The organism is Sodaliphilus sp., from assembly GCF_045598405.1.
GTDB classification, from domain to species: Bacteria; Bacteroidota; Bacteroidia; order Bacteroidales; family Muribaculaceae; genus Sodaliphilus; species Sodaliphilus limicaballi.
In genome coordinates, this window is record NZ_JAZLLZ010000004.1 from 1 (window position 1) to 21,705 (window position 21,705).

The following is a 21,705-nucleotide window of genomic DNA, read 5'->3' on the forward strand; positions in this document are numbered from 1 at the left end:
GCGGAGTCTCTCAACTCAAAAATGAAGGGATTCCGCTCTGAGCTAAGAGGCGTGCGTGACTTACCCTTCTATCTCTACCGTTGCACTCTGATATTTGGGTAATCAGTGCTGTGGATTGCCACGGAAAATATCTACTGAGCCATAATATCCCCGCGCAGATCTCACTAATACCACTGATTTAATAATAACTGAAATAAATTAAAATAATTAGAATAATTTCTTATTCAGTTAAATCAGAGCAATCTGTTGTAACTATACTACAATATATTTTTTTGCATACTCCCCGCCCATACCTTATGAAAATCTTTCTCTCGCACAAAGCATAAGGCAAAGAGAGGCTGAAAGCCGACACGCAGAACTGCGTTCTGCACATAACCCTGTCCTAACTGAGCGCAAGCGAAGGCAGGGCAGGGTAAACGCGATACACTATACTGCGGTTGAAGACCGCTACCTCGAAACGAGCAAGGTAGCGGTCTTCATCCGCTATTTTTTCACACTTCACACCCCCCACCGGCAGCCCGCAGGTCTGCGACCAGCGGTTAACCAAAGTTACGACCTCCCTGAGGTCTAAAAAATCCACTAAATATATATTTCCAATGATAAAAAATCAGTGACTTCAGTGAGATCCGCGCGGGGAGTTCCATTGCTGAATAGTTACTCTATGGGAGACATTGGGTTTATATAATTATATAGTTTCTTATAGAATGGATGCCGTGTCATGGTGTCGGCATTGCCCAGTATTATAAGTTTCATACGCGCGCGCGTGATAGCCACGTTCATGCGACGCAGGTCACGTAAGAACCCTATCTGCCCCTCGTCGTTGTCGCGCACCAGGCTTATCACTATGATGTCTCGCTCCTGCCCCTGGAATCCATCCACGGTGTTCACCGTGATGAGTTGCCTGAATGGCTTCATGTAACTGCTGTGCCTGATGAGCCTGCGCAAGTGCTGCACCTGGGCTCGGTAAGGCGAAATAATGCCCACGTCGATGCGTTCTTCGAGCACTCGCTGCCGCCCTATCTTCTCAAAGAAATTTTCCAGTATTTCCATCGTGAGCGCTGCCTCGCTGCGGTTGATGCGGCCATAACTATCGCCCACAAATTCCTCCTTGCCATCTACCTCGCTTGTATCTATCCACATGATAGGATCGTCATAGTCGAGTATGCCCCTATACTTCACCTCGGGCGCGCTCTCTACCTGCCCGCCATAGAACCAGTCGCTGGAAAATCGCATTATCTCCTCGTTCATGCGATACTGCACCTTGAGCAGAGTCACCACCTGCGGTTTATTCTCTACAATGCGTTCCATGAGCGTCTTGCCCAGTCCTCCTTTGAGAGCATCGATGCACTTCACCGTGGGAGGCAACTGCTGGTGATCGCCTGCCAGCACCACACGGCCTGCCTTGCGCAGGGCTATCCAGCAAGCTGCCTCGAGCGCCTGGGCTGCCTCGTCTATAAATAATGTGGCAAACTTCATTCCCTCCAGCACACGGCTAGCGCTGCCTGCCAGCGTGCAGGATATGACACGTGCCTGCGAGATGAGGTCGTTGTGTATGCGCAGTTCCAGTTCCATGGCACGGTTCTTGAGCCGGTCCATCTTCTGGTGGAAAGCCTCGGTCTTGCGGCTGTTAGCGCGCATCTCGCGCATGGTCTTGCGCAGCGACCACAGCTGCGGGTAGTCGGGGTGGTCCTCATAGCGTCGCTCGTAGGTCTGCGACAGCATCTTGTCGTTCACCCTGGTGGGGTTGCCCACACGCAGCACGTCCACTCCACGGTCCATCAATCGCTCGCTTATCCAGTCCACTGCCATGTTGCTCTGCGCGCACACCAGCACCTGGTTCTCGCGTCTCAATGTCTCATATATAGCCTCCACCAGCGTCGTTGTCTTGCCAGTGCCCGGAGGACCGTGCACGATAGCAACATCCCGCGCCCACAGCACCTCGTTCACGGCACGTTCCTGCGTGGCGTTGAGCCATGGAAAACGCAGCGGCGCGAAAGACAGCTTGCCCACCTCGCCCTTATTATAGAAGGTGTCGCGCAACTCGGACAGGCGGTTGCCCTTGGCATTGATTACACGGCTCAGGGCATCGAGCATGAGTTTATAAGTTGTCTCGTCAAACGACAACTGCACGCCCACTGCATCGCGGTTGAGCAACTGCGACACGCTCTCCTGTCCGGGCATGACCACAACCATGCGAGTGGACTCGGCATAGCTCACGGTTCCTGTGAACTTGAAATAACTTATATCATCAAGACCGCTCTGGGCAAAGAACATCACCTGGCGGCCATATTCGAAGTTGTGCTCCACATCGCTGTCCTCGCTGCGAGTTATTTCCACCACAAGCTGGTTGAGCGAGTTGTAATAGCTTTTTCCCACACTCACCGGGAACCAGCAGTCGCCGCGTTTCACCTTGCGTCCCACACCCATCGTCTCGGTGAGGCGCTGAAACTCGTTGCGTTCATGGGCATATTCCAGTTCAAGCAACTTATATTGCCGCAGAAGTTCAGAAACAGGATTGTTCACAATCGATATTAAAATTAATTATTTCTTTTTTATAAAATTTTTTTTTATTGATGATGATAGACTGTTAATAGTGATGAAAACTTTTTGCCATAATACTTGCATATTAAGTTATTAAACTACATCACTACGCTATTATCATGTTACTAACAAGCTTAAGAGTTGAAAATAAACCTATTATATAGTTAATTAACACCCTTGTTAAAAATGTGCAAAGTTAATAAAATTTTTCCCATCATGATGTTTAAAACCCTCAAAAATGCTGTGAAAACTCATGTAAAAAGTAATAAAAAACTAATTTGGAAACTATGGCATATTTTTATAAGCAGAACTAAAATGAATTTGTCAAGAGAAAGTTATATTTATTTGTTGAAAAGTTATTATAGGCAATTAACAGGGTTATTAACATAGGGTAATTATATAGAAATACCATTTTTAAAGAATCCCCGCGAATATATCACAAGCATTAAAAGGCTGGAAGCCTCTCATTGCTAATATAATTTATGCGTGATATATGCGCGAGGAGTCTTTAAAAACACTATTGGTGTATATTTCCTAAATTACTTTTTTATCTTACTAATTGCTTTTTACCGTTAATGATATTTATCATGCCACGTTGAGGAGCAGAGAGCCTGCGACCATTGAGGTCGAAGATACCGTCGGCTCTTTCTTGTGTTTGGGCATCCTCGTTGTACAATGTGCGTATGCCTGTCACTGGATCTTCCTCGCCAATTACTTTTATATAAATACAACTTGCAAGGGCAGGTGAGGTTTCCTCGCCGATGAACGAAGGCTTCTGCTCTATCTGGCAGTACCAACGCAATGGCTGAATATTACCTGTATAAGGAACTATAGTTTCATAGTTGTTGAGACTATAGATGTTGTCACCAGCAGGCGTAATTTCTGTGTATGTGCCGATGAAATCAAACTTAGTTGTGGCTGTCTCTGTATGGATGTTGTTAAAGTTATCATTTGCCTTCATTGTAACATTGCTGAGTTCGAGTTGTGGCAAATAACCTACTGTAGCACGAACGAGCAGAGGAGTACCCGCCAGGAGTCGTCCGTTGGTGATTTTGATAATCTCCATCACGGTGCGGTCAATGGTGCCGTCCTGGTTGTCGTCATAGTTGTGTATGCCTTCGATGTAGGCAGGTGTGAGACCATTAGCCGCAAGATAAGAGGCATTAACATCAAACGGAGTGAACCAAGCGCTCCACACGTTCTCGGGATAGTAGCGGTTGTAAACAAGGTTATCTACCGTGCTTTCGTGCGTTATAATATAGGGGTCGCCATCGTTAATAGTGAAAGAATCAAAGTGTGAAGGAGAATCACCACAACGGGTGCATACACCATACTGATAGTTGTGACCTAACTTTGCTTCTACGACTATTTCCTTGGTTCCTTTATACTCCACATTATCTAATGTAAATGTTGCAGTATAAATGCTTATGCCATCAGTGGTACATGTTGGTTCTGTAGTGATGTCATTTGTGATTGCATCGCCAGTGGCTACCATCTCCAACTTGTGGTTAGCGTTCTTGGTGCAGACGAACTTCAAGGTGGCTTTAGTCACGCCTTCCCACACCCAATTATCATTGCCCTCAGCATCCTTCTCAGGAACATAGTTGTGACCATCAATGCTATGTGCCGTCCAGTTGCTGGGCAGGAAAATAAGTTCATTGCCAACTAAAGCATCAGGCATATTTACCACACCTGTAGTGCCCACGGCAGTACCCTCAAGCCAATTAGTGAAACAAGCATTGCCTGCATCAGTTCGCTGATCCATGGTTGTGATATTGGCAATATCTACTGAAGTCAAATTTTCGCAACCATATAACATGCTATCGTATGCCCTGCGAGAGAGGCTTGTGCCAGGAAGAGGTGCTACCGTCATCAAGTTTTTACAATTGCGGAACATACCCATATATGCCCCGTCGGGAATAGTTGTGGCTGGCAACTGTGGAGCAACAGTAATACCTGTGCCTTCAAACATGTTCATATAACAGAACTGGCTAAGGGACATGAATGGAAGTTCGGGGGCTTTAGTAAGTTTCTCGCACCCCTTGAACAGACCAGTAAAAACGTGCTGTGGTAAACCTGCTAACGTAGTCTTTTGACATGTAACATCCAGCAGAGAAACAATGTTTCCACCAGCCTGTACCGTACCACTGCCTGTCATCGTGAACGACCAGCAATTATTTTGGTTGTTGGAAATGTGACATAGTACGTCATCCGTACCATGGGCAAAGTAATAGGTCTTGCCAGCAGGTATGGTAACGATATCTGTTGTGGCTGATAGGGTTTGCGTTGTCCATTGGTCTTTGTCAGCAGAATAGCAGACTACATAGTCATTGGGCGATCCTGTCTTCAGCATACCGATGGTCATGTCGCCTCCTGTAGCGGTCAGAGAGAGATAATTATCTGAAATGGGGACAATGTTTTCAAATTTCTTCCATATTTCAGCCGTTGTATATTTACCGTTAAGAATAGGAACTTCAAGACGTGTAGTTTTATAGACATCGGCTTTTACTATATCGCCACCACAAGTGGGTGGAACTTCAGCCTCGACTCTTAATTTCTCTAATGGTGAGAAAGAAAACGCATACTTATCTATACTCTTGACTCCCGAACCAATCGTGACCTCACGCAAATTGTAACACATATCGAATGCTGAATAGCCAATAGATGTGACGTTATCGGGAATTTTTATCGTTTTAAGACCATTACAGTCACTAAATGCATAATCGGCAATTGATGTTACACTATTAGGAATGTTGGTGATTGCGCATCCGCAAATTAGTGTATTAGTTGAGGTTTCAATGATTGCATTACAATCCCCACGGCTATCATATTTTGGATTTTTTGAGTCAACTGTTATAGAACCTGCGTTGCTACATCCAGCAAAGGCATCTGTGCCAATGGAGGTGACAGAAGAAGAAATCCATATTTCAGATAAACTACTGCAATTTTCAAATGCTAAAGAGCCGATTGTGGTTAATTTATTACTCCATCTAAATTTCGAAAGACTGGTACAATAACTAAACGCAAAATTGCCAATATAAGTGAGATTATTATTATATGACATATTTACTTCCACCAAACTGCTACAATTTTCAAATGCACCATCGCCAATATATGTAATACTGTTAGGAAGTGACACAGATGTTACATCGCAACAAAAAGCAAATGCCCCTTGACCAATGGATGTAACGCGAAAGTCTACTCCTGAATAAGATACGGTTTCGAGTATTACGATATCCCCGAAATAATCCTCATTATGTACTACTTCAACGGTACGGTCTTTATCAGAGGTAATATTATAACTAATTCCATTTACATCAAATGCAGAAGCATTTAGTGTAATAGCAATATTTGCTAATAAAAACAATAATTTTCTCATAGTTGCGATTATAAATCAAATAAAAATCCAAGACAATGTGGCAAAGGTAGTAATAAAATTCAAGAAAGTCACACCTTTTGGAGGTATTTTTCCAGTAGTGGAACAATTAGAATAAAATATGTAGGAGAAAAATACTGGAAAAGTGTATAAAATGCTTGTGTAATTTATAGGAAAAGTGTATTTTTGTAGGGTTAAATTTATAGGAAAAGTGTATTTTTTATGCTTAAACGTAAGATAATCAATAGAATAGAAAAGTATCTTAAAAATCCAGGTAAAAAGATGCTTATCGTGGATGGGGCCCGGCAGATAGGGAAGTCATTCATTATACGCCATGCTGCAAAAAGTTTATATCCTAATTACATAGAAATAAATATGGAAAAGGACAAACAAGGCAGCAGGTTGTTTGCCGACGCGCGCACCACCACCGACTTCTACATGGCATTGAGCAGTGTTGCTGGCGACCGGATGCACGAGAAAGAAAATACTCTGGTATTCATTGACGAAATACAGGCTTATGATCATTTGCTCACTTTGGTTAAATTCCTAATGGAAGAAGGAAAATATACCTACATAGCTAGTGGATCTCAACTGGGTGTGGCATTGAAGAAAACCCAGTCAATACCTGGCGGAAGTTATGAACGACTGCGCATGTATCCGCTCGATTTTGAGGAATTTCTATGGGCTAATGGCATGGGTGAACTTGCTATTGAAGGCATGAAAAAGGCATTTGAAAATATGGAACCACTCAACGAAGGATTGCATAACCGGGTAATGGATTTATTGAAGAAATATATCCTTGTGGGTGGATTGCCTGATGCTGTAAATGCCTTTGTAGAGGATAAAAACATTGTAAAAATACGCCAGGTACATAGTGATATACATGATTTATATCTTGACGATGCGGCAAAGTATGAAAGACAAGCAGGGCGCAAACTTAAAATACAGCGCATTTACAGCATGATTCCTTCCAATATGGAGAATAAGAAGAAACGCATCGTGGTTAAGGATATAGAGGAAAAGACAGGCAAGAGAATGCTGAATTATCAGGATGAGTTTGATTACCTATCGGCTGCTGGTATCACTATTGAATGCAAAGCAATAAGTAAACCTTCTTTCCCATTGTGCTTGAATGAAGGTAAGAACTTGTTGAAACTTTACATGAACGATGTGGGTATGCTCACAGCCATCATGTATGGACACAACTTAAAATCCGTAATGGACGATGAAAGTAGCATTAACCTCGGATCGGTTTATGAAACATTAGTGGCACAAGAACTCACTGCTCACGGGTTAGGATGTTTCTACTACGACAACAAGAAAAACGGCGAGGTTGATTATTTAATTAACGATAGCACAAATCTCACCACTCTGCCCATTGAGGTAAAATCGGGCAAAGATTACACCGTGCACAGTGCGTTAAATCATTTTATAGAAGTGAAAGAGTACAACATAAAGCAAGCATTTGTGTTGTCTAATGAACGCATGATATATAAGAGAGGTGTGATAACATATATTCCTATTTATTATGTTATGTTTCTAAATTACACCAACGAAGTGGTGGGTAAATGGTAAAATCCTGATAAAGTTCCAACATTTTATCGCAAAAACACAAACCAAAACACCGCAAAAACACAAACTAAAATACCACAAAAATACAAACTATATTGTATAATTAATTAATTATCACTATATTTGCAATGTATTTATAAAAAATAATAATGAGTTACTTAAATCGTATAACAGATATACTATTAAAAGAAAGGCTAGAGGCTTTTGGAGCAGTGCTTATCGAAGGTCCCAAATGGTGTGGAAAAACCACTACAGCCGAGCAAGTATGTAAAAGTGTAATAAGGCTCAATGATACTGACATGCAGGAAGAATACATTGTTACTGCCATGTCTAAGCCTTCGTTGCTTTTGTTAGGTGAAACACCTCGCTTGATTGATGAATGGCAAGATGCACCCGTTTTGTGGGACGCAGTTAGAACAATGGTTGATAAGCGGCAAGTGCCAGGCCAGTTTGTACTCACAGGTTCCAATACTGTCGACAAAACTAAAATCAAGCATACAGGAACCGGACGCATCTCACGCATTAAAATGCTTCCTATGAGTTTGTGGGAAACAAAGGAATCTAATGGTAAAATATCGTTGCAAAAACTATTTGATGATGTAAATATTGATATAGATGGAATAAAATCTGACATGCAGATAGAAGATTTGATTTTTGCTGCATGTAGGGGTGGATGGCCAGCTACAACCAACATGAGGAGTAAAAAGGCAAAGCTGCTTGTGGCACGTAACTATGTAGAAAGTTTGTGTCGAGAAGATATATCAAGGGTTGATGGAGTGCAGAGGGATGAACGTGTAGCTAGGCTAATATTAAAATCCTATGCACGGAATATATCAACGCTTGCCAAGAAATCCTTGATGAATGCCGATGTTGTTTCGTCGGGCGAAGTGAACTGTTCGCAACCCACTTTTGATGAATATGTATATGCATTCACCAGGTTGTTTGTTATAGATGACCTAAATGCCTGGTGTCCAGCTATAAGAAGTAAGACTGCAATTAGAAGCGGAGTAAAAAGAGCTTTTTCTGATCCTTCAATTGCAGTCGCAGCACTTGGATTAACCCCTGAATCACTAATAACCCAACTTAAGACTTTCGGTTTTATATTTGAACAGATGTGTGTGCGTGACCTCAAGGCCTACACACCTGATTTTGGAAGTCACATTTCTTACTATCGCGACAGATACGGATTGGAGGCCGACCTTGTGCTTCACCTTGCCGACGGGCGATATGCTTTGATAGAGTGTAAACTGGGCAGCCGCGAAATAGAAGAAGGTGCAAAACACCTGCTTGAAATAAAGAGATTGATAATAGAAAAAAACAAAACTGAAAAGCAGATGCCAATTCGTGAACCCGACATCCTTATTATATTAACAGGAGGGCAAATGGCTTATACGCGCCCTGATGGCGTTAAAGTTATTCCCCTTGCTTGTCTCAAGGACTAAGAAAAAGCATGTAGGACCAAGCTTGAAAAAGTGAGCGTAGCATTTAGTAGGATAAACATATTTTGTAAATGCAAAGAGGCGAAGATTGAAAAATAAAGACAAAATAATATGAAGAAGAAATCAATGCTTGATCTGCACCGTGTGGATGTAGATGAATATAAAGAGGTGGCAAAGATTCCGCTGGTGGTTGTTCTCGACAATGTGCGCAGCGAGATGAATGTGGGTAGTGTGTTCCGCACTGGCGACGCATTTGTCATTGAGGGTGTGGTGCTGTGCGGCATCACTTCACAGCCACCACGGCCTGAAATTCACAAGACTGCGCTGGGTGCCGAGGAGAGTGTGCAGTGGAAATACTACAAAGAAACGCTCGATGCGGTTAACTACTTGCGTGGCGAGGGCTACAAGATTCTCTCCATAGAGCAGGTGCACGGCAGCACTAGTCTTGAAAAATTCATTACCAAGCCTGGCGAGAAATATGCCGTGATATTCGGCAACGAGGTGAAAGGCGTGCAGCAAGAAGTGGTTGATGCCAGCGACGGCTGCATCGAGATTCCGCAGCTAGGCACCAAGCACTCGCTCAACATCGCCAACACTGCCGCCATAGTAATGTGGCACGTGTTCCAGCAATGCAAGTTGTAAAATAATTATTGCTGTCCGGTAAAAATCACGAGAGTTGTTCTAACTTCTAAGCATAAAAATCAAAATAAAAATATTTTCTTTTTTTTACCGGACAACAATATAAAATAATATTTTTAGTGGGCGTCGAGCCAGTTGTGTGCTGCGGCATGGGAGGCGGTGAGGCGGACACGGCCGGTATAGGCTTGTTCCATGCACTCAACCACGATGGCCTGCACGCGTTCTAGTTCGGATGGGATGACGTCGAAGTTCAACTCATCATGCACTTGTAGAATCATCTGCGACTTTATGTCCTCGGCCTGGAAACGGTCGTGAATGGCAATCATGGCGCGCTTGATAACGTCGGCTGCGGTGCCCTGGATGGGCGCGTTGACGGCATTGCGCTCGCTGAAACTACGCACCACGGCGTTGCGCGAGTTGATGTCGGGCAGCATGCGGCGGCGACCGTCGAGAGTGGTTACATACCCCTTCTCACGTGCCTGCTCCACGCTGCGGTCGATGTAGTCCTTCACACCCGGGAAAGTAGCAAAGTAGCCGTCAATGAGCAGTTTAGACTCGGTGCGCGGTATGCCCAGACGCTGACTCAAACCGAATGCCGAGATGCCGTACAGAATACCGAAGTTGGCTGTCTTGGCCTTGCGTCGCTCGTCGCTGGTAACCTGGTCGAGCGGCTTGTGGTAGATGCGTGCGGCAGTAATGGCGTGGATATCGTGCCCGGCGGCAAATGCCTCTAACATAGTGGCGTCACCGCTCATGTCGGCCACAAGGCGCAGTTCTATCTGTGAGTAATCAGCGCTGAAGAAAATGTTTCCCTGGGCGGGAATGAAAGCGCGGCGTATCTCGCGTCCATCGTCGTTGCGCACTGGGATATTCTGCAAGTTAGGGTTGGTCGATGAGAGTCGTCCGGTTGCAGTGACGGTCTGGTTATAGGTGGTGTGCAGGCGTCCGGTGCGCGGGTTGATGAGTGCCGGCAGGGCGTTGACGTAGGTTGATAGCAGCTTGCGTATGCCTCGCAGTTCGAGTATCTTGTCGATGAGCGGATGGCGGTCACGCAGTTTGAGCAGCACTTCCTCGGTGGTGCTGTACTGCCCGGTCTTGGTTTTTTTAGCCTTCTCGTCGATTTTTAGCTTTTCAAAGAGCACTTCACCCACCTGCATGGGCGATGCTGTGTTGAACTCCTCGCCTGCGAGCAGGTGGCACTCGTGGTCGAGAGCCGTCATGCGCTCGGTGAGCACTGTGGAATAATCGGCCAGGGCTTTCACGTCAATGCGTGCTCCGGCTATTTCCATGGCGGCAAGCACCTTGACCAGTGGCATCTCTATGGTGTCGAGCAGATGTGTCATTCCTTCCTGCTTGATCATATCGTCGATGATACTGGGCAGGGTCATGTTGATTGCGGCTGCCTCACATGCCACGGGAGCGATGCGGTCAGGTTTCACTTGTGCCCATCGCAGTTGTTTCTTGCCTTTGTTTCCTAGCAGCGACTCGGGAGTGGCGGGCGTGTAGAATAGCACGTCCTGTGCTAGCTGCACTGTGCTGTGTCCGCGCTCGGGTTGCAGCAGGTAGTGTGCCACGGCTGTGTCATAGTAGGGTGCGGTCCACTTGACGCCAGCCTGGTGCAGTATCACCATGTCTCGCTTCACGTCGTTGCTCACGATGCGTGTGTTGCCCTTAAACAGCGGTTCCACTGCCTGCATCATGAACCCCATGCCGTCGCAGGGCAGATATACAGCCTCGCCGCTGGGCGGACACACGGCAAAGCCCACAATCATGGCGCGCATTGCCTCATCGCCGTCGGCAATGATGTTCACTGCCAGGTTATCGAGTTTGGTCCACTGTGCCACCAGTGCCTCGGCCTCATAGGTGTCGGCCACGATGCGGTGGTTGCGCGGGCTGAATAGTGAAGCGTGGGTATCAGCCACTGGTTGAGACGGCTGAACGGCACTGTTACCCTGCTGTGGGGTGTCGAAGAGGCTCAATTGCTCGCCTGCGGCGGGTGCAGGATGGCTGGCGGCAGGTTCGGGAACATCGGCTCCTTCAAGGCCCACGTTGGCCTCGCCATGGTCGATGATGCGGGCAGCAAGCGTGCGGAACTCGAGTTCGTCAAACACGGCACGCAGTGCGTCCATATCGACGCGCTCACGCAGGAGCGATTCTTCGTCCCACTCCACAGGCACGTCGGTGATGATGGTTGCCAGGTACTTGGAAAACTTGATTTGCTCCACGTTGCTCTCCACCTTGGTCCTGAGTGCGCCTTTGAGTTCGGCAGTGTGCTCGATGAGGTTCTCCACGCTGCCAAACTGGGCTATGAGTTTCTCGGCAGTCTTGGGTCCCACGCCGGGACATCCGGGAATGTTGTCGGCGCTGTCGCCCATGAGCGCCAGCATGTCAATCACTTGCAGCGGCGACTGCAAGCCGTATTTCTCTTTCACTTCTTCCACGCCCAGAATCTCGCCCTTGCCTGGATTGAGCACCTTGACATGAGGAGTGACCAGCTGTGCAAAGTCCTTGTCGCCAGTCACCATGTAGGTCTCAAAGCCGTGGTCCTGCGACATGTGGGCTAGGGTGCCTATCACGTCGTCGGCCTCGTAGCCAGGAACGATGACCACGGGAATGCGGTAGGCCTCGAGTATGCGCTTGATATATGGCACAGCGATGAGAATGCCCTCGGGGGTCTCGCTGCGGTTAGCCTTATATTCCGGGTAAGCCTCGTGGCGAAAAGTCTTTCCGCCGGGGTCAAAGCACACGGCGATGTGGCTGGGGCGCTCACGCTTGAGCAGGTCCTGGAGTATGTTGACAAAGCCGAACACCGCACTAGTGTCGATGCCTGTGGATGTGATCCTGGGATTGCGTATCATGGCATAAAAAGCCCTGAATATCATCGCATAAGCGTCAATGAGAAGAAGTTTTTTCATGTCGGTAGTTTTTCTTTTAATGCAAAGGTAGTCATTTTTTCAAGAAGGACAAAATCGCTATGATATAATTGAGGGTATGTCAAAATGCACGAAGTGGCGACGCGCTGTAAGCGCAATGCTGCAACTAGTCCAAGGCAACGCCTTGGGTAACAAGCGATAACATTAATGCGCCCTGTAAGGGCAAAAGAATTGTTACCCTACCAAAGCGCATTTTGACATACCCTCTTAAAGTGGTGTGTTGAGAATTACTCAAACTGTATTGTGCCTGTTGATCCCGGCTTGGCAGCGTGTGCCTGTGCGGCGGTGTGTGCCTGTGCTGCCGGGGCGTTCTGCGGGGTCTCGCGCAGTGCGTTGATGCGCTGCTTCACCTCGGGCAGACGCTTGTAGGCAGCATGGTTGCGGAGCTCGTCGAGGAGGGCCTCGTTCTCGATGTCCTCACGGGTGAGGATGATGTATTGAGCTGCAGCCTTGTCCTTCTGCGACTGGGCAATAACATCCTCGCCATAGAGTTTTTCCATCTCGCGGATGCTTTCTTCATCTTCCTTGGGTTTGGCGGGTGATGAGGTTGCTACGGGTGCTTTTACCTGAGGTTCGGGAGCCTCATCGGTGAGACTGAGGTCAAATCCAGCAGCAAGGATAGTGATCTTGATGCGGTTGTCGAGCGAATGGTCGAAAGCCACGCCAGTGATAGCATCCACGTCGAGGCTGAAGTTTGCCATGAAGCTCTGCATCTCGTTCATCTCGCTCATCTGGAAGGGCTTGTCGCTGTCGGGATTGAAATATATGTTGATGAGGATGCGGCTCGAGCTATAGACGTCGCGGTTCTTGAGCAGAGGTGAGTTGAGCGCGTCATTAATAGCCTTTGTGACGCGGTTCTCTCCCTCGCCATAACCGGTGCTGATGATGGCTACGCCACCGGCACGCAGTGTGGTGTTGACGTCTTTGAAGTCGAGGTTGATCTTACCCTCGGCGGTGATGAGTTCGCTGATGCTTCGTGCAGCGGTCGAGAGGGTGTCGTCGGCCTTGCCGAATGCGTTGTTGAAGTCGAGGTCGGGGTAGATGTTGATGAGCTGTTGGTTGTTGATGATGAGCAGTGCATCCACATACTTGCGCATCTCGTTGGCTCCGGCAAGGGCTTTGATGATCTTGCGCTGTCCTTCAAAGATGAACGGAATGGTGACAATACCGATGGTGAGCACGCCTTTCTCATGCGCGATGCGTGCCACGACGGGAGCTGCTCCTGTACCGGTGCCGCCGCCCATACCGGCAGTGATGAACACCATCTTGGTGTCGTCGTCAAAGAGCGCTGCGATGTCGGCGCTGCTTTCCTCGGCTGCCTCGGCTGCCACGCCGGGGTTGTTGCCGGCTCCCAGTCCGTGGGTAGTGGTGGGGCCTATGAGCACGCGGTTAGGCACGGGCGACATGTTGAGCGCCTGCCGGTCGGTGTTGATGACCACGAATGAGACACCGTCGATGTTCTGTGAATACATGTGGTTGATGGCGTTGTTGCCGCCGCCGCCCACGCCCACTACCTTGATGATGGTGGGCATCTTTGGGGTTTGTGCCTGGGGGGCGAATGACCCGTCGTCAATTACGCCTTCGAGTGGGGGGATATTATTTCCGTCTGTCATTATTGCTGGTGTTTATTGTGTTGCTAAAGTGTTTCTTTCTCGCCGTGGAGTTTTTTAGTACTCATCGTCGTCGTCATCGTCGTCGGGGTTGGTCAATATGTTGCTAAACTTGTTTTGAAGTGTTTCCCACATCGACGGTTTTTTCTTCTTCTTGGATTTCTCGGGCTTTTCTTCAGGTTCTTTTTCAACGGGTTCTTGCTGGATTCTGGGTCCGTGGATGTCGATATCCACGATTTCGCGGAACTTGACGCAAGAGTCCATCTTGTCCATCACCTGGCAAGCCTCGGCGATGATGGCCATGAGCTGCACGTTGATGTCTTTGTGAGCATTGGCAAGCGCATTGTTGAGATAGATGTTGGCAGGCAATGTTGCCTTGTGTGTGGCAATCTTGGTGTTCTCTTCGAGCATCTTGGCGATGCCTTTGAGTTGAGCTGCACCACCTGCCAGGACGATGCACGACATCTCGCTGGCTGTGACTCCGGCATACTCGAGCTGCTTGTTGATGTTGGCGATAATCTCGCCCACGCGGGCGCTGATATAGTTGGCAGCGTCACGCGAGTTGACTCCCTCGATTACCACCGAGTCGGTGTGAGGCACCTCGAGAGGATTGTTTATGTTCTTCTTGACGTTCTCGGCTGTTTCTTCGAGCACGCCAGGGATGCTGTTGGCGATGTCGAGGGTGAGGTTGCGTCCGCCCAGGGGCAGAGTGTTGAGGTAAACCAGCATACCGTTCTTGTAGATTGACACTGTGGTGGTCTCGGCACCCATATCTACGAGCATACATCCCTTTCGTTTCTCCTCGGTGCTGAGCACATGGTTACCCATAGCGAGCGCTGTGACGATGGGCTTGGAATTGAATCCCTTGACCACGCGGTCGAGGTTGAGCAACATGCTGCTGTTGGCAACGATGAGGTTGAGCTTGACCTTGATGCTCGATCCGTAGTGTCCCACGGGATTGTTGTCGGTGATGAGGCTCTTGTCCACGTAGAAAGCGCGTGGCACCACCTCGATGGTCTCATATCGCTTGAGGCTGGTGCGGCAAGCGTCGCGCTTGATCGACTCGATGGTGGCGCTGGTGATGGCGGTTGAAGCGTCGATGCTGCGGTTCACCTCGCTCGACTCGCTGTGGAGTGTGCGGCCGCTTCGTCCCACGTAGATGTGTGTTATGTCGCCATCAAGTGCGTTCTCGAGGCGGCGCAGGATGCGGTTGATGCAACTCTTGATGTTCTCTACGTTCTGCACCCAACCATAGTTGACGCAGTTAGAATGCATTTCTTCCTCGTAGTGGTTCACGGTGATGCGCGAGTCGTTGACTTGTGCAGCGGCTCCCACAACCTTGGAACTGCCAATCTCGATGGCTACGATATATTGTTTCTGATCCATGATAAAGGGTATATATACACTGGTTTATAATTTAATTTTTCTTTTTAGTAGTATCGGCGGGTGCGTCAGAGATGATGTCAAACGGCGTCTCGTCGATGTAGGCTGTATCGACGGGAAGTTCGATCTTGACAGCCTTGGCGCGCTTGGTGGCCACAACTTGGTAGTTCCACTTGACCGAGATGGTGTCGTAGTAGTCATATCCCTTGTGTGGCAGCACGTTCTTGTAGAACGCGGTGAGTTTCTTGAACTTGTTCTCGAAGTTGTCGGCCGAGCCCATGTTGACCACGTGCCCGCTGATGCTGGGTGTGATGAAGATGTTGTTGCTGTCGCGCACGGTGATGATGGTGACGAGCGACTTGAGCGTGGGGTCTTTCTCGATGTACTCTACCAGGGGAAGGAGCCTTGTGGGCTGGTACTTGGGCGAGAAGTTTCCTGTCACCACGGGAACGTCGGCATGGAACTCGGCCACGGCGTGCATCTGCTTGCCGTCGTGGTTCACATAGTAGCTCTTGTCTCCGTCAAATACTCGCAGCACGGGCACGATCTGCTTGACCTTTATCACAAGATGTCCACTGGGCGACATGTAGCACTCGGCGCTCTCGAGGTACTCGAGCTCGCGCAGCTTGCTCTCGATGGCATGGATATCTACTTTACCCACGGGTTTTCCCACCGCTTTGAGTCCCAGGCGGTTCATCTTGTCCTTGATGCCCTGCTCGGTAACGAGCGATGAGCTGTCGGCGTTGCTGATCACCACGTCGATGCCGGTGCACAGTTCGGCCGAAGCCTTGCCGTGCGCCCACACGATGCCACACACGAGCAGTGTGGCCATCACAACGAGCAATATGTATCTAACGATCTTCTTCACCGCTGTTGGAGTTTAATCTCTTGGCACATCTGGGGCAGCATGTTGACCACGTCGCCGGCACCAAGTGTCAAACAGACTTCAAAGTTAAGCAAATGTAGCGAATTAATCAAATTTTCTTTGGTGTAAATGCTCTTTACAGGGCAAGTTACCTTGTCGAGTATGATTTGAGAGGTCACTCCCTCGATGGGAAGCTCGCGTGCAGGGTAGATGGGAAGCAGCAGCAACTCGTCGGCCAGCGACAGAGCCTGGGCAAATCCGTCGCACAGGTCACGGGTGCGGCTGTAGAGGTGCGGCTGGAAGATGACGCTGATTTTGCGTCCGGGATAGAGGTCGCGCACGCTGGTGATGCTCGCCTTGATTTCATCGGGGTGATGGGCATAGTCGTCGATGACCACTTTGCCGTCTTCTTTGAGCCAGAACTCGAAGCGGCGCTTGGGACCCATGAATGATTCCATGGCCTGCTTCATTGCCTCGGCGCTGGCTCCGGCAATGCGGCATGCCGCCATCGCTGCGATGGCGTTCTCTATGTTGATATCTACCGGCACTCCCAGCGAGATGCCCTCCACGGTCTCCCACGGGGTGACCATGTCGAAGGTGATGGTGCCGTTGTCTTTCACTATGCGTGTGGCATGGAAGTCGCCCTCGTCGCGTGAGTAGGTGTAGGTGGTGACGCCTGGCTGTGTGCGCGGCACGAGGTCGAGGCCGGTGTGCACGATGAGATAGCCGTCGGGGCGTATGAGCGAGGTGAAGTGAGCGAAGCTCTCAAGGTAGTTCTCGTAGTTGCCATAGATGTCGAGGTGGTCGGCATCGGTGCTGGTGACCACTGCCACGTAGGGGGTGAGGTGGTGGAACGAGCGGTCAAACTCGTCGGCCTCGATCACCGAGTAGGGGCTAGTGGGAGAGAGCAGGCAGTTGCTGCCATAGTTGCGCAGCACACCGCCCAGGAAGGCGTTGCTGCCGGTGCCGCTCACCTGCATGATGTGGGCCGCCATGCTCGACGTGGTGGTCTTGCCGTGGGTGCCGGCAAAGCACAGCCCCTTGCTGCCCAGGGTGACGATGCCCAGCAGCTTGGCGCGCTTCACAACCTCAAAGCCGTGGGTGGTGAAGTACTGCAAGCCGCGGTGCGACTGCGGCACGGCAGGGGTATAGACCACGAGTGTGGTGGAGGGGTCGAGGCAATAGGGCGGGATAAGCGCTGGGTCGTCGTCGAAGTCGATGTGCACGCCTTCGCTCTCGAGCGCACGGGTGAGGTCGCTGGGAGTGCGGTCATATCCTGCCACTTTCTTGCCCTGTGCCAGGAAGTAGCGCTCGAGCGCGGCCATGCCTATGCCGCCGGCGCCCACGAAGTATAGTGAGTTGAATTCTTTCATCTTTCTTTGGTGAGTCTCCCACAGAGAGAAAATTAAAAATCTGCGTGCCCTGCGAGAGATAAATGAATGTTACTTTTTGTTGATGATGTTCAGTGCGTGGTCCACGATTTTCTCGGCAGCCTGCGGCAGTGCCATTGCAGCGGCGCCAGCGCTGAGCGTAGCTATTTTAGCCGTGTCGTCCACGGCGACAAGCATTGTATCGACCAGGGTGGCTATGGCATCGGCATCCCTTACCATGATGGCAGCGTTGCGGTTGACCAGCGCCATGGCGTTCTTGGTCTGGTGGTCTTCAGCCACATTGGGCGACGGCACGAGTATCGAAGCCTTGCCCAGCAGCTGCAGCTCGCTCACCGAGCTGGCGCCAGCACGCGACACCACGAGGTCGGCAGCGCGGTAGGCCATGTCCATGTTGCTGATAAACGCCGTCTGCACCACGTTCTTTGCTCCCGACTGCTCGAGTGCCTTGCGGCATTCCTCGTCGTAGAACTTGCCTGTCTGCCACAGCACCTGCACGTCGTCGCGCGCGGCTATCTGGTCAAGGCGCGCCTTGATGGCGTTGTTCACGGTGCGTGCACCCAGGCTGCCGCCTATGATGAGCACGGTCTTCTTGTCGGGGTCTATGCCCATGGCTTTGCGGGCCTCTTGCGGCGTGGCGGTGCATTCGAGCAGGTTGCGGCGCACGGGGTTGCCGGTGAGCACTATCTTGTCCTTGTCGAAGAAACGCTCCATGCCCTCGTAGGCCACGCAGATGCACTTCGCCTTCTTGGCAAGCAGTTTGTTGGTCACTCCGGCATAGGAGTTCTGCTCCTGCAGCAGTGTGGGCACGCCTGCCCTCTGCGCTGCTTTGAGCACGGGGCCGCTGGCATAGCCTCCCACGCCTATGGCGATGTCGGGCTGGAACTCTTTCACGATTTTACGGGCCAGGTGCATGCACTTGATCAGTTTCACGGCTGCTTTGAGGGCCTTGAGGGGGTTCTTGCGGTCAAATCCGCTCACGGGCAGACCCTTGATTTCGAAACCGGCTGCCGGCACCTTCTCCATCTCCATGCGGCCCTCGGCGCCCACAAAGAGGATATTGGCCTCGGGAAAACGGCGACGCATCTCGCCTGCTATTGAAAGGGCGGGGAAGATGTGTCCTCCTGTGCCGCCTCCGCTCACTAGTATATTCATGTTATTTCCAGACGTTTTTTGGGGTTATTTGTGTTAAGTTCTCGGCATCGAGTCCCTCGGGGAGCTCGATTTCGGGTTCTTCTTCTTTATTCTTGTTGCTCTTGTTTACTATTGATATAGTGCGGCTCACGCTGAGCATGATGCCGAAGGCGAGGCTCATGACCAAGACCGACGTGCCGCCGGCCGAGATGAGCGGCAGCGGCTGTCCCGACACGGGGAACACGCCCGTGTTGATGGCCATGTGGAACAGTGCCTGGAAGGTGATGGCCGATGCGATGCCTATGATGATGAGCGATGGCCATGCACGCTTGCACTTGCGCACGATGATGGTGGCTCGTCCTAGCAGCGACAGGTAGAGCACCAGCACGATGATACCGCCCACTAGGCCTGTCTCCTCGATGATAATCGAGTAGATGTAGTCGCTGAATGCCAGCGGAAGTCGAGCCCCCTCGCGGTTACCGCCCACGCCCACGCCCACAACGCCGCCATGAGCCTGCGCCATGCGTGAGAACATCTCCTGTGAGTTCTTGTCGTCGATGGGCCAGTACACGAGCGAGTCGTTGTACCACCACTTGATCACACGGTCCATGCGCATGGCCCAGCGGTTGACATCTCCATCGTTTGCCTTTTTCTCGTTGTTGCCAAACACCTCTTCCATCTCCGATACAGGCTCTTTGCTAGCGACATCCACTTGTTCGGTTTTAGCAGCCTCGGCGTTCCTGAGTGTCTCGTCGTTGTCGTCGCCGCAACTTTTTACAAGCCAGCCCATGCCCATAATAAAGCCCACAGCCAGTCCCACAATGGCCAGTTTTTTCAAGCTAGAACCGCCTATTAAAATCATGGTGAGGCATATAGCGCCCAGCAACAGGCAGTTGGTGAGACCGCTCTGAATCATGGGTGCCGCATAGAGCGCTACAATGACTATGGCTATAAGCAAGCCTTTGTTAGACAGTCCGTTTTTCTCCTGGTTGCGCGCAAGCACATAGGCCAGCACGGTGACAATCGACACCTTGGCAAGCTCGGCAGGCTGGAACGAGACGCCAGCAATGTTGATGGCGCGGCGGGCGCCATTGACGATGGCACCGAAAAACCTCACATAGACGAGGGTGAGCACAGTGAAGGCACTCAGGACAGGCACCGAGAGCAGGATGAACCCCGGCTTGTAGTAGTCGCGCCGTGCCACGAATGTGGTGATGCCCACGCCTACTAGCAAGAAGGCGGTGTGCTTGATGATGGGGGTAAAGATACCCTTCGAACTGACAAGCACGCTCGATGCCGAGTAATTCTCTATCACCGAGATAATCATCAGAGCGATGAAAATACCCCATATCCACGGGTCGCCATACTTGTGGGTAAAGTTGTGCGAGGTAGTTGGTTTCTTGATTGTGTTCTCTTCAGCCATGTGCCGTTAAATTTTTATTGTGTAGTTGTTGTGTGTTTTATTTCAAGTTGTTCACGCACTGCTTGAACTGGCGTCCGCGGTCTTCATAACTCTTGAACAGGTCGAAGCTAGCGCAGCAGGGGCTCAGCAGCACTGTCATGCCTTCGCTAGCCAGCGCGCGGCATTTATCGACGCATTCCTGGATGCTGCGTGCGTCCTCCACCACGGGCACCTTGCCGTCGAAGAAGGCATGCAGCTTGGTGTTGTCAACGCCCATGCACACGAGGGCGCGCACCTTGTCCTTGACGAGTTGCTCGATCTCGGTGTAGTCATTGCCCTTGTCCTTGCCGCCCAGGATGAGCACCACGGGCTGCGTCATGCTGTCGAGGGCATACCATGTGCTGTTCACGTTGGTAGCCTTCGAGTCGTTGATCCAGTTCACTCCGTCGAGCGTGCGCACAAATTCGAGTCGGTGCTCCACGGCCTGGAAGTCGGCGAGCGCTTGCTTGATTACTTCGGGGTCGATACCCATGATTGTGGCGCTCAAACCTGCCGCCATCGAGTTATACAGGTTGTGCACGCCTTTGAGCGCCAGGCGGTCGCGGTCGATGCTCCACTGCTTGCCAGCGGCATCAAACGTCACCACTCCTGCTTGCAAGCGCGCTGCGCACTGTCCCTTGGGCTCCACGGCCGTGAAGGGCATGAGTTGTGCGCCGCATTGCGCGTGCTCCATGTGGGCAGCGGTGATGGGGTCGTCCTGCCAGTAGATGAACGAGTCGGCAGCAGTCATGTTCTGCATGATGCGGAACTTGGCAGCGGCATAGTTCTCCATCTTGTGGTCGTAGCGGTCGAGGTGGTCGGGGGTGATGTTGAGCAGCACAGCCACGTCGGCCTTGAAGTCATACATGTTGTCGAGCTGGAAACTGCTCAATTCTATCACGTAGTAGTCGTGCGGATCTACTGCCACCTGCAGTGCGAGGCTGTTGCCCACATTGCCAGCCAGTCCGGTGTCGAGTCCGGCCTTGGTGAAGATGTGGTGGGTGAGCATGGTGGTAGTTGTCTTGCCGTTGCTGCCGGTGATGCACACCATCTTGGAGTTGGTGTAGCGTCCGGCATATTCTATCTCGCTGATGATGGGAATACCTGCTTGCTGCGCCTTGACGATGAGGGGCGCAGTGAGGGGAATGCCGGGGCTCTTGATGATCTCGTCGGCGTTGAGGATCTTCTCCTCGGTGTGGTGTCCTTCTTCCCACGCGATGTTGTATTTGTCGAGAAGTTCTTTATATTTAGGGGCAATGTGACCCATGTCGCTCAAAAACACATCCATACCCTTGACATGAGCGAGCACAGCTGCACCAGCGCCACTCTCACCGCCACCCAAAATTACTATTCGTTTCATATTATTTTTTTTATATTTAGGTCA

Annotated in this window: 13 protein-coding genes; 3 read left to right on the top strand and 10 right to left on the bottom strand. The window is 50.2% G+C overall.

The window, feature by feature from the left end; all coding sequences use genetic code 11:
- Positions 1-654: 654 nt before the first annotated feature.
- Together ACKI3C_RS00155 and ACKI3C_RS00160 are read right to left on the bottom strand one after the other, a co-directional pair.
- On the bottom strand, positions 655-2,523 hold the full coding sequence (locus ACKI3C_RS00155; protein ID WP_407400976.1) for an AAA domain-containing protein: 1,869 nt from the start codon (positions 2,521-2,523) through the stop codon (positions 655-657).
- Positions 2,524-3,088: 565 nt separating this feature from the next.
- Positions 3,089-5,920 (bottom strand): leucine-rich repeat domain-containing protein, encoded by a 2,832-nt coding sequence (locus ACKI3C_RS00160; RefSeq protein ID WP_407400977.1) that lies wholly within the window; start codon positions 5,918-5,920, stop codon positions 3,089-3,091.
- Between the two features lie 219 nt (positions 5,921-6,139).
- Here ACKI3C_RS00160 and ACKI3C_RS00165 point away from each other — a divergent pair, with 219 nt between their 5' ends.
- The 3 genes from ACKI3C_RS00165 to ACKI3C_RS00175 all read left to right on the top strand — a co-directional run bounded on the left by ACKI3C_RS00165 (position 6,140) and on the right by ACKI3C_RS00175 (position 9,570).
- Positions 6,140-7,492, top strand: coding sequence for an ATP-binding protein (locus ACKI3C_RS00165; protein WP_407400978.1), 1,353 nt, complete (start codon positions 6,140-6,142; stop codon positions 7,490-7,492).
- Positions 7,493-7,638: 146 nt separating this feature from the next.
- Positions 7,639-8,931 carry an ATP-binding protein gene (locus ACKI3C_RS00170; RefSeq protein WP_407400979.1) on the top strand — a complete coding sequence of 431 codons (1,293 nt, stop codon included), beginning with the start codon at positions 7,639-7,641 and terminating at the stop codon, positions 8,929-8,931.
- Positions 8,932-9,039: 108 nt separating this feature from the next.
- Positions 9,040-9,570, top strand: coding sequence for a TrmH family RNA methyltransferase (locus tag ACKI3C_RS00175; protein WP_407400980.1), 531 nt, complete (start codon positions 9,040-9,042; stop codon positions 9,568-9,570).
- A gap of 113 nt (positions 9,571-9,683) precedes the next feature.
- Here ACKI3C_RS00175 and polA read toward each other — a convergent pair whose 3' ends face one another.
- The 8 genes from polA to murD all read right to left on the bottom strand — a co-directional run bounded on the left by polA (position 9,684) and on the right by murD (position 21,681).
- Positions 9,684-12,482 (bottom strand): DNA polymerase I, encoded by a 2,799-nt coding sequence (polA, locus tag ACKI3C_RS00180; RefSeq protein ID WP_407400981.1) that lies wholly within the window; start codon positions 12,480-12,482, stop codon positions 9,684-9,686.
- A 245-nt stretch (positions 12,483-12,727) separates the two neighbouring features.
- Entirely contained in the window at positions 12,728-14,113 is a 1,386-nt protein-coding gene (gene ftsZ / locus ACKI3C_RS00185) for a cell division protein FtsZ (protein ID WP_407400982.1), read from the bottom strand.
- Between the two features lie 54 nt (positions 14,114-14,167).
- Positions 14,168-15,496, bottom strand: a complete 1,329-nt coding sequence (pilM, locus tag ACKI3C_RS00190; RefSeq protein ID WP_407400983.1) for a pilus assembly protein PilM — start codon at positions 15,494-15,496, stop codon at positions 14,168-14,170.
- Between the two features lie 31 nt (positions 15,497-15,527).
- Positions 15,528-16,361 carry a cell division protein FtsQ/DivIB gene (locus ACKI3C_RS00195; RefSeq protein ID WP_407400984.1) on the bottom strand — a complete coding sequence of 278 codons (834 nt, stop codon included), beginning with the start codon at positions 16,359-16,361 and terminating at the stop codon, positions 15,528-15,530.
- Positions 16,358-17,731 carry a UDP-N-acetylmuramate--L-alanine ligase gene (gene murC, locus ACKI3C_RS00200; RefSeq protein ID WP_407400985.1) on the bottom strand — a complete coding sequence of 458 codons (1,374 nt, stop codon included), beginning with the start codon at positions 17,729-17,731 and terminating at the stop codon, positions 16,358-16,360. The genes ACKI3C_RS00195 and murC overlap by 4 nt, the downstream gene beginning before the upstream one ends.
- A gap of 69 nt (positions 17,732-17,800) precedes the next feature.
- Positions 17,801-18,901, bottom strand: a complete 1,101-nt coding sequence (gene murG, locus ACKI3C_RS00205) for an undecaprenyldiphospho-muramoylpentapeptide beta-N-acetylglucosaminyltransferase (protein ID WP_407400986.1) — start codon at positions 18,899-18,901, stop codon at positions 17,801-17,803.
- Position 18,902: 1 nt separating this feature from the next.
- Positions 18,903-20,303: an FtsW/RodA/SpoVE family cell cycle protein gene (locus ACKI3C_RS00210; protein WP_407400987.1), complete on the bottom strand. Its 1,401-nt coding sequence runs from the start codon at positions 20,301-20,303 to the stop codon at positions 18,903-18,905.
- A gap of 37 nt (positions 20,304-20,340) precedes the next feature.
- The gene (murD, locus tag ACKI3C_RS00215; protein WP_407400988.1) at positions 20,341-21,681 is read right to left on the bottom strand and encodes a UDP-N-acetylmuramoyl-L-alanine--D-glutamate ligase; all 1,341 of its coding nucleotides are present in this window, start codon (positions 21,679-21,681) and stop codon (positions 20,341-20,343) included.
- Positions 21,682-21,705: the final 24 nt, after the last annotated feature.

Coding starts and splice junctions, on each gene's coding strand:
- ftsZ (WP_407400982.1), bottom strand. CDS start 14,113: ATGACAGACGGAAATAATATCCCCCCACTCGAAGGCGTAATTGACGAC.
- ACKI3C_RS00175 (WP_407400980.1), top strand. CDS start 9,040: ATGAAGAAGAAATCAATGCTTGATCTGCACCGTGTGGATGTAGATGAA.
- murD (WP_407400988.1), bottom strand. CDS start 21,681: ATGAAACGAATAGTAATTTTGGGTGGCGGTGAGAGTGGCGCTGGTGCA.
- polA (WP_407400981.1), bottom strand. CDS start 12,482: ATGAAAAAACTTCTTCTCATTGACGCTTATGCGATGATATTCAGGGCT.
- ACKI3C_RS00165 (WP_407400978.1), top strand. CDS start 6,140: ATGCTTAAACGTAAGATAATCAATAGAATAGAAAAGTATCTTAAAAAT.
- murG (WP_407400986.1), bottom strand. CDS start 18,901: ATGAATATACTAGTGAGCGGAGGCGGCACAGGAGGACACATCTTCCCC.
- ACKI3C_RS00170 (WP_407400979.1), top strand. CDS start 7,639: ATGAGTTACTTAAATCGTATAACAGATATACTATTAAAAGAAAGGCTA.
- ACKI3C_RS00210 (WP_407400987.1), bottom strand. CDS start 20,303: ATGGCTGAAGAGAACACAATCAAGAAACCAACTACCTCGCACAACTTT.
- pilM (WP_407400983.1), bottom strand. CDS start 15,496: ATGGATCAGAAACAATATATCGTAGCCATCGAGATTGGCAGTTCCAAG.
- murC (WP_407400985.1), bottom strand. CDS start 17,731: ATGAAAGAATTCAACTCACTATACTTCGTGGGCGCCGGCGGCATAGGC.
- ACKI3C_RS00160 (WP_407400977.1), bottom strand. CDS start 5,920: ATGAGAAAATTATTGTTTTTATTAGCAAATATTGCTATTACACTAAAT.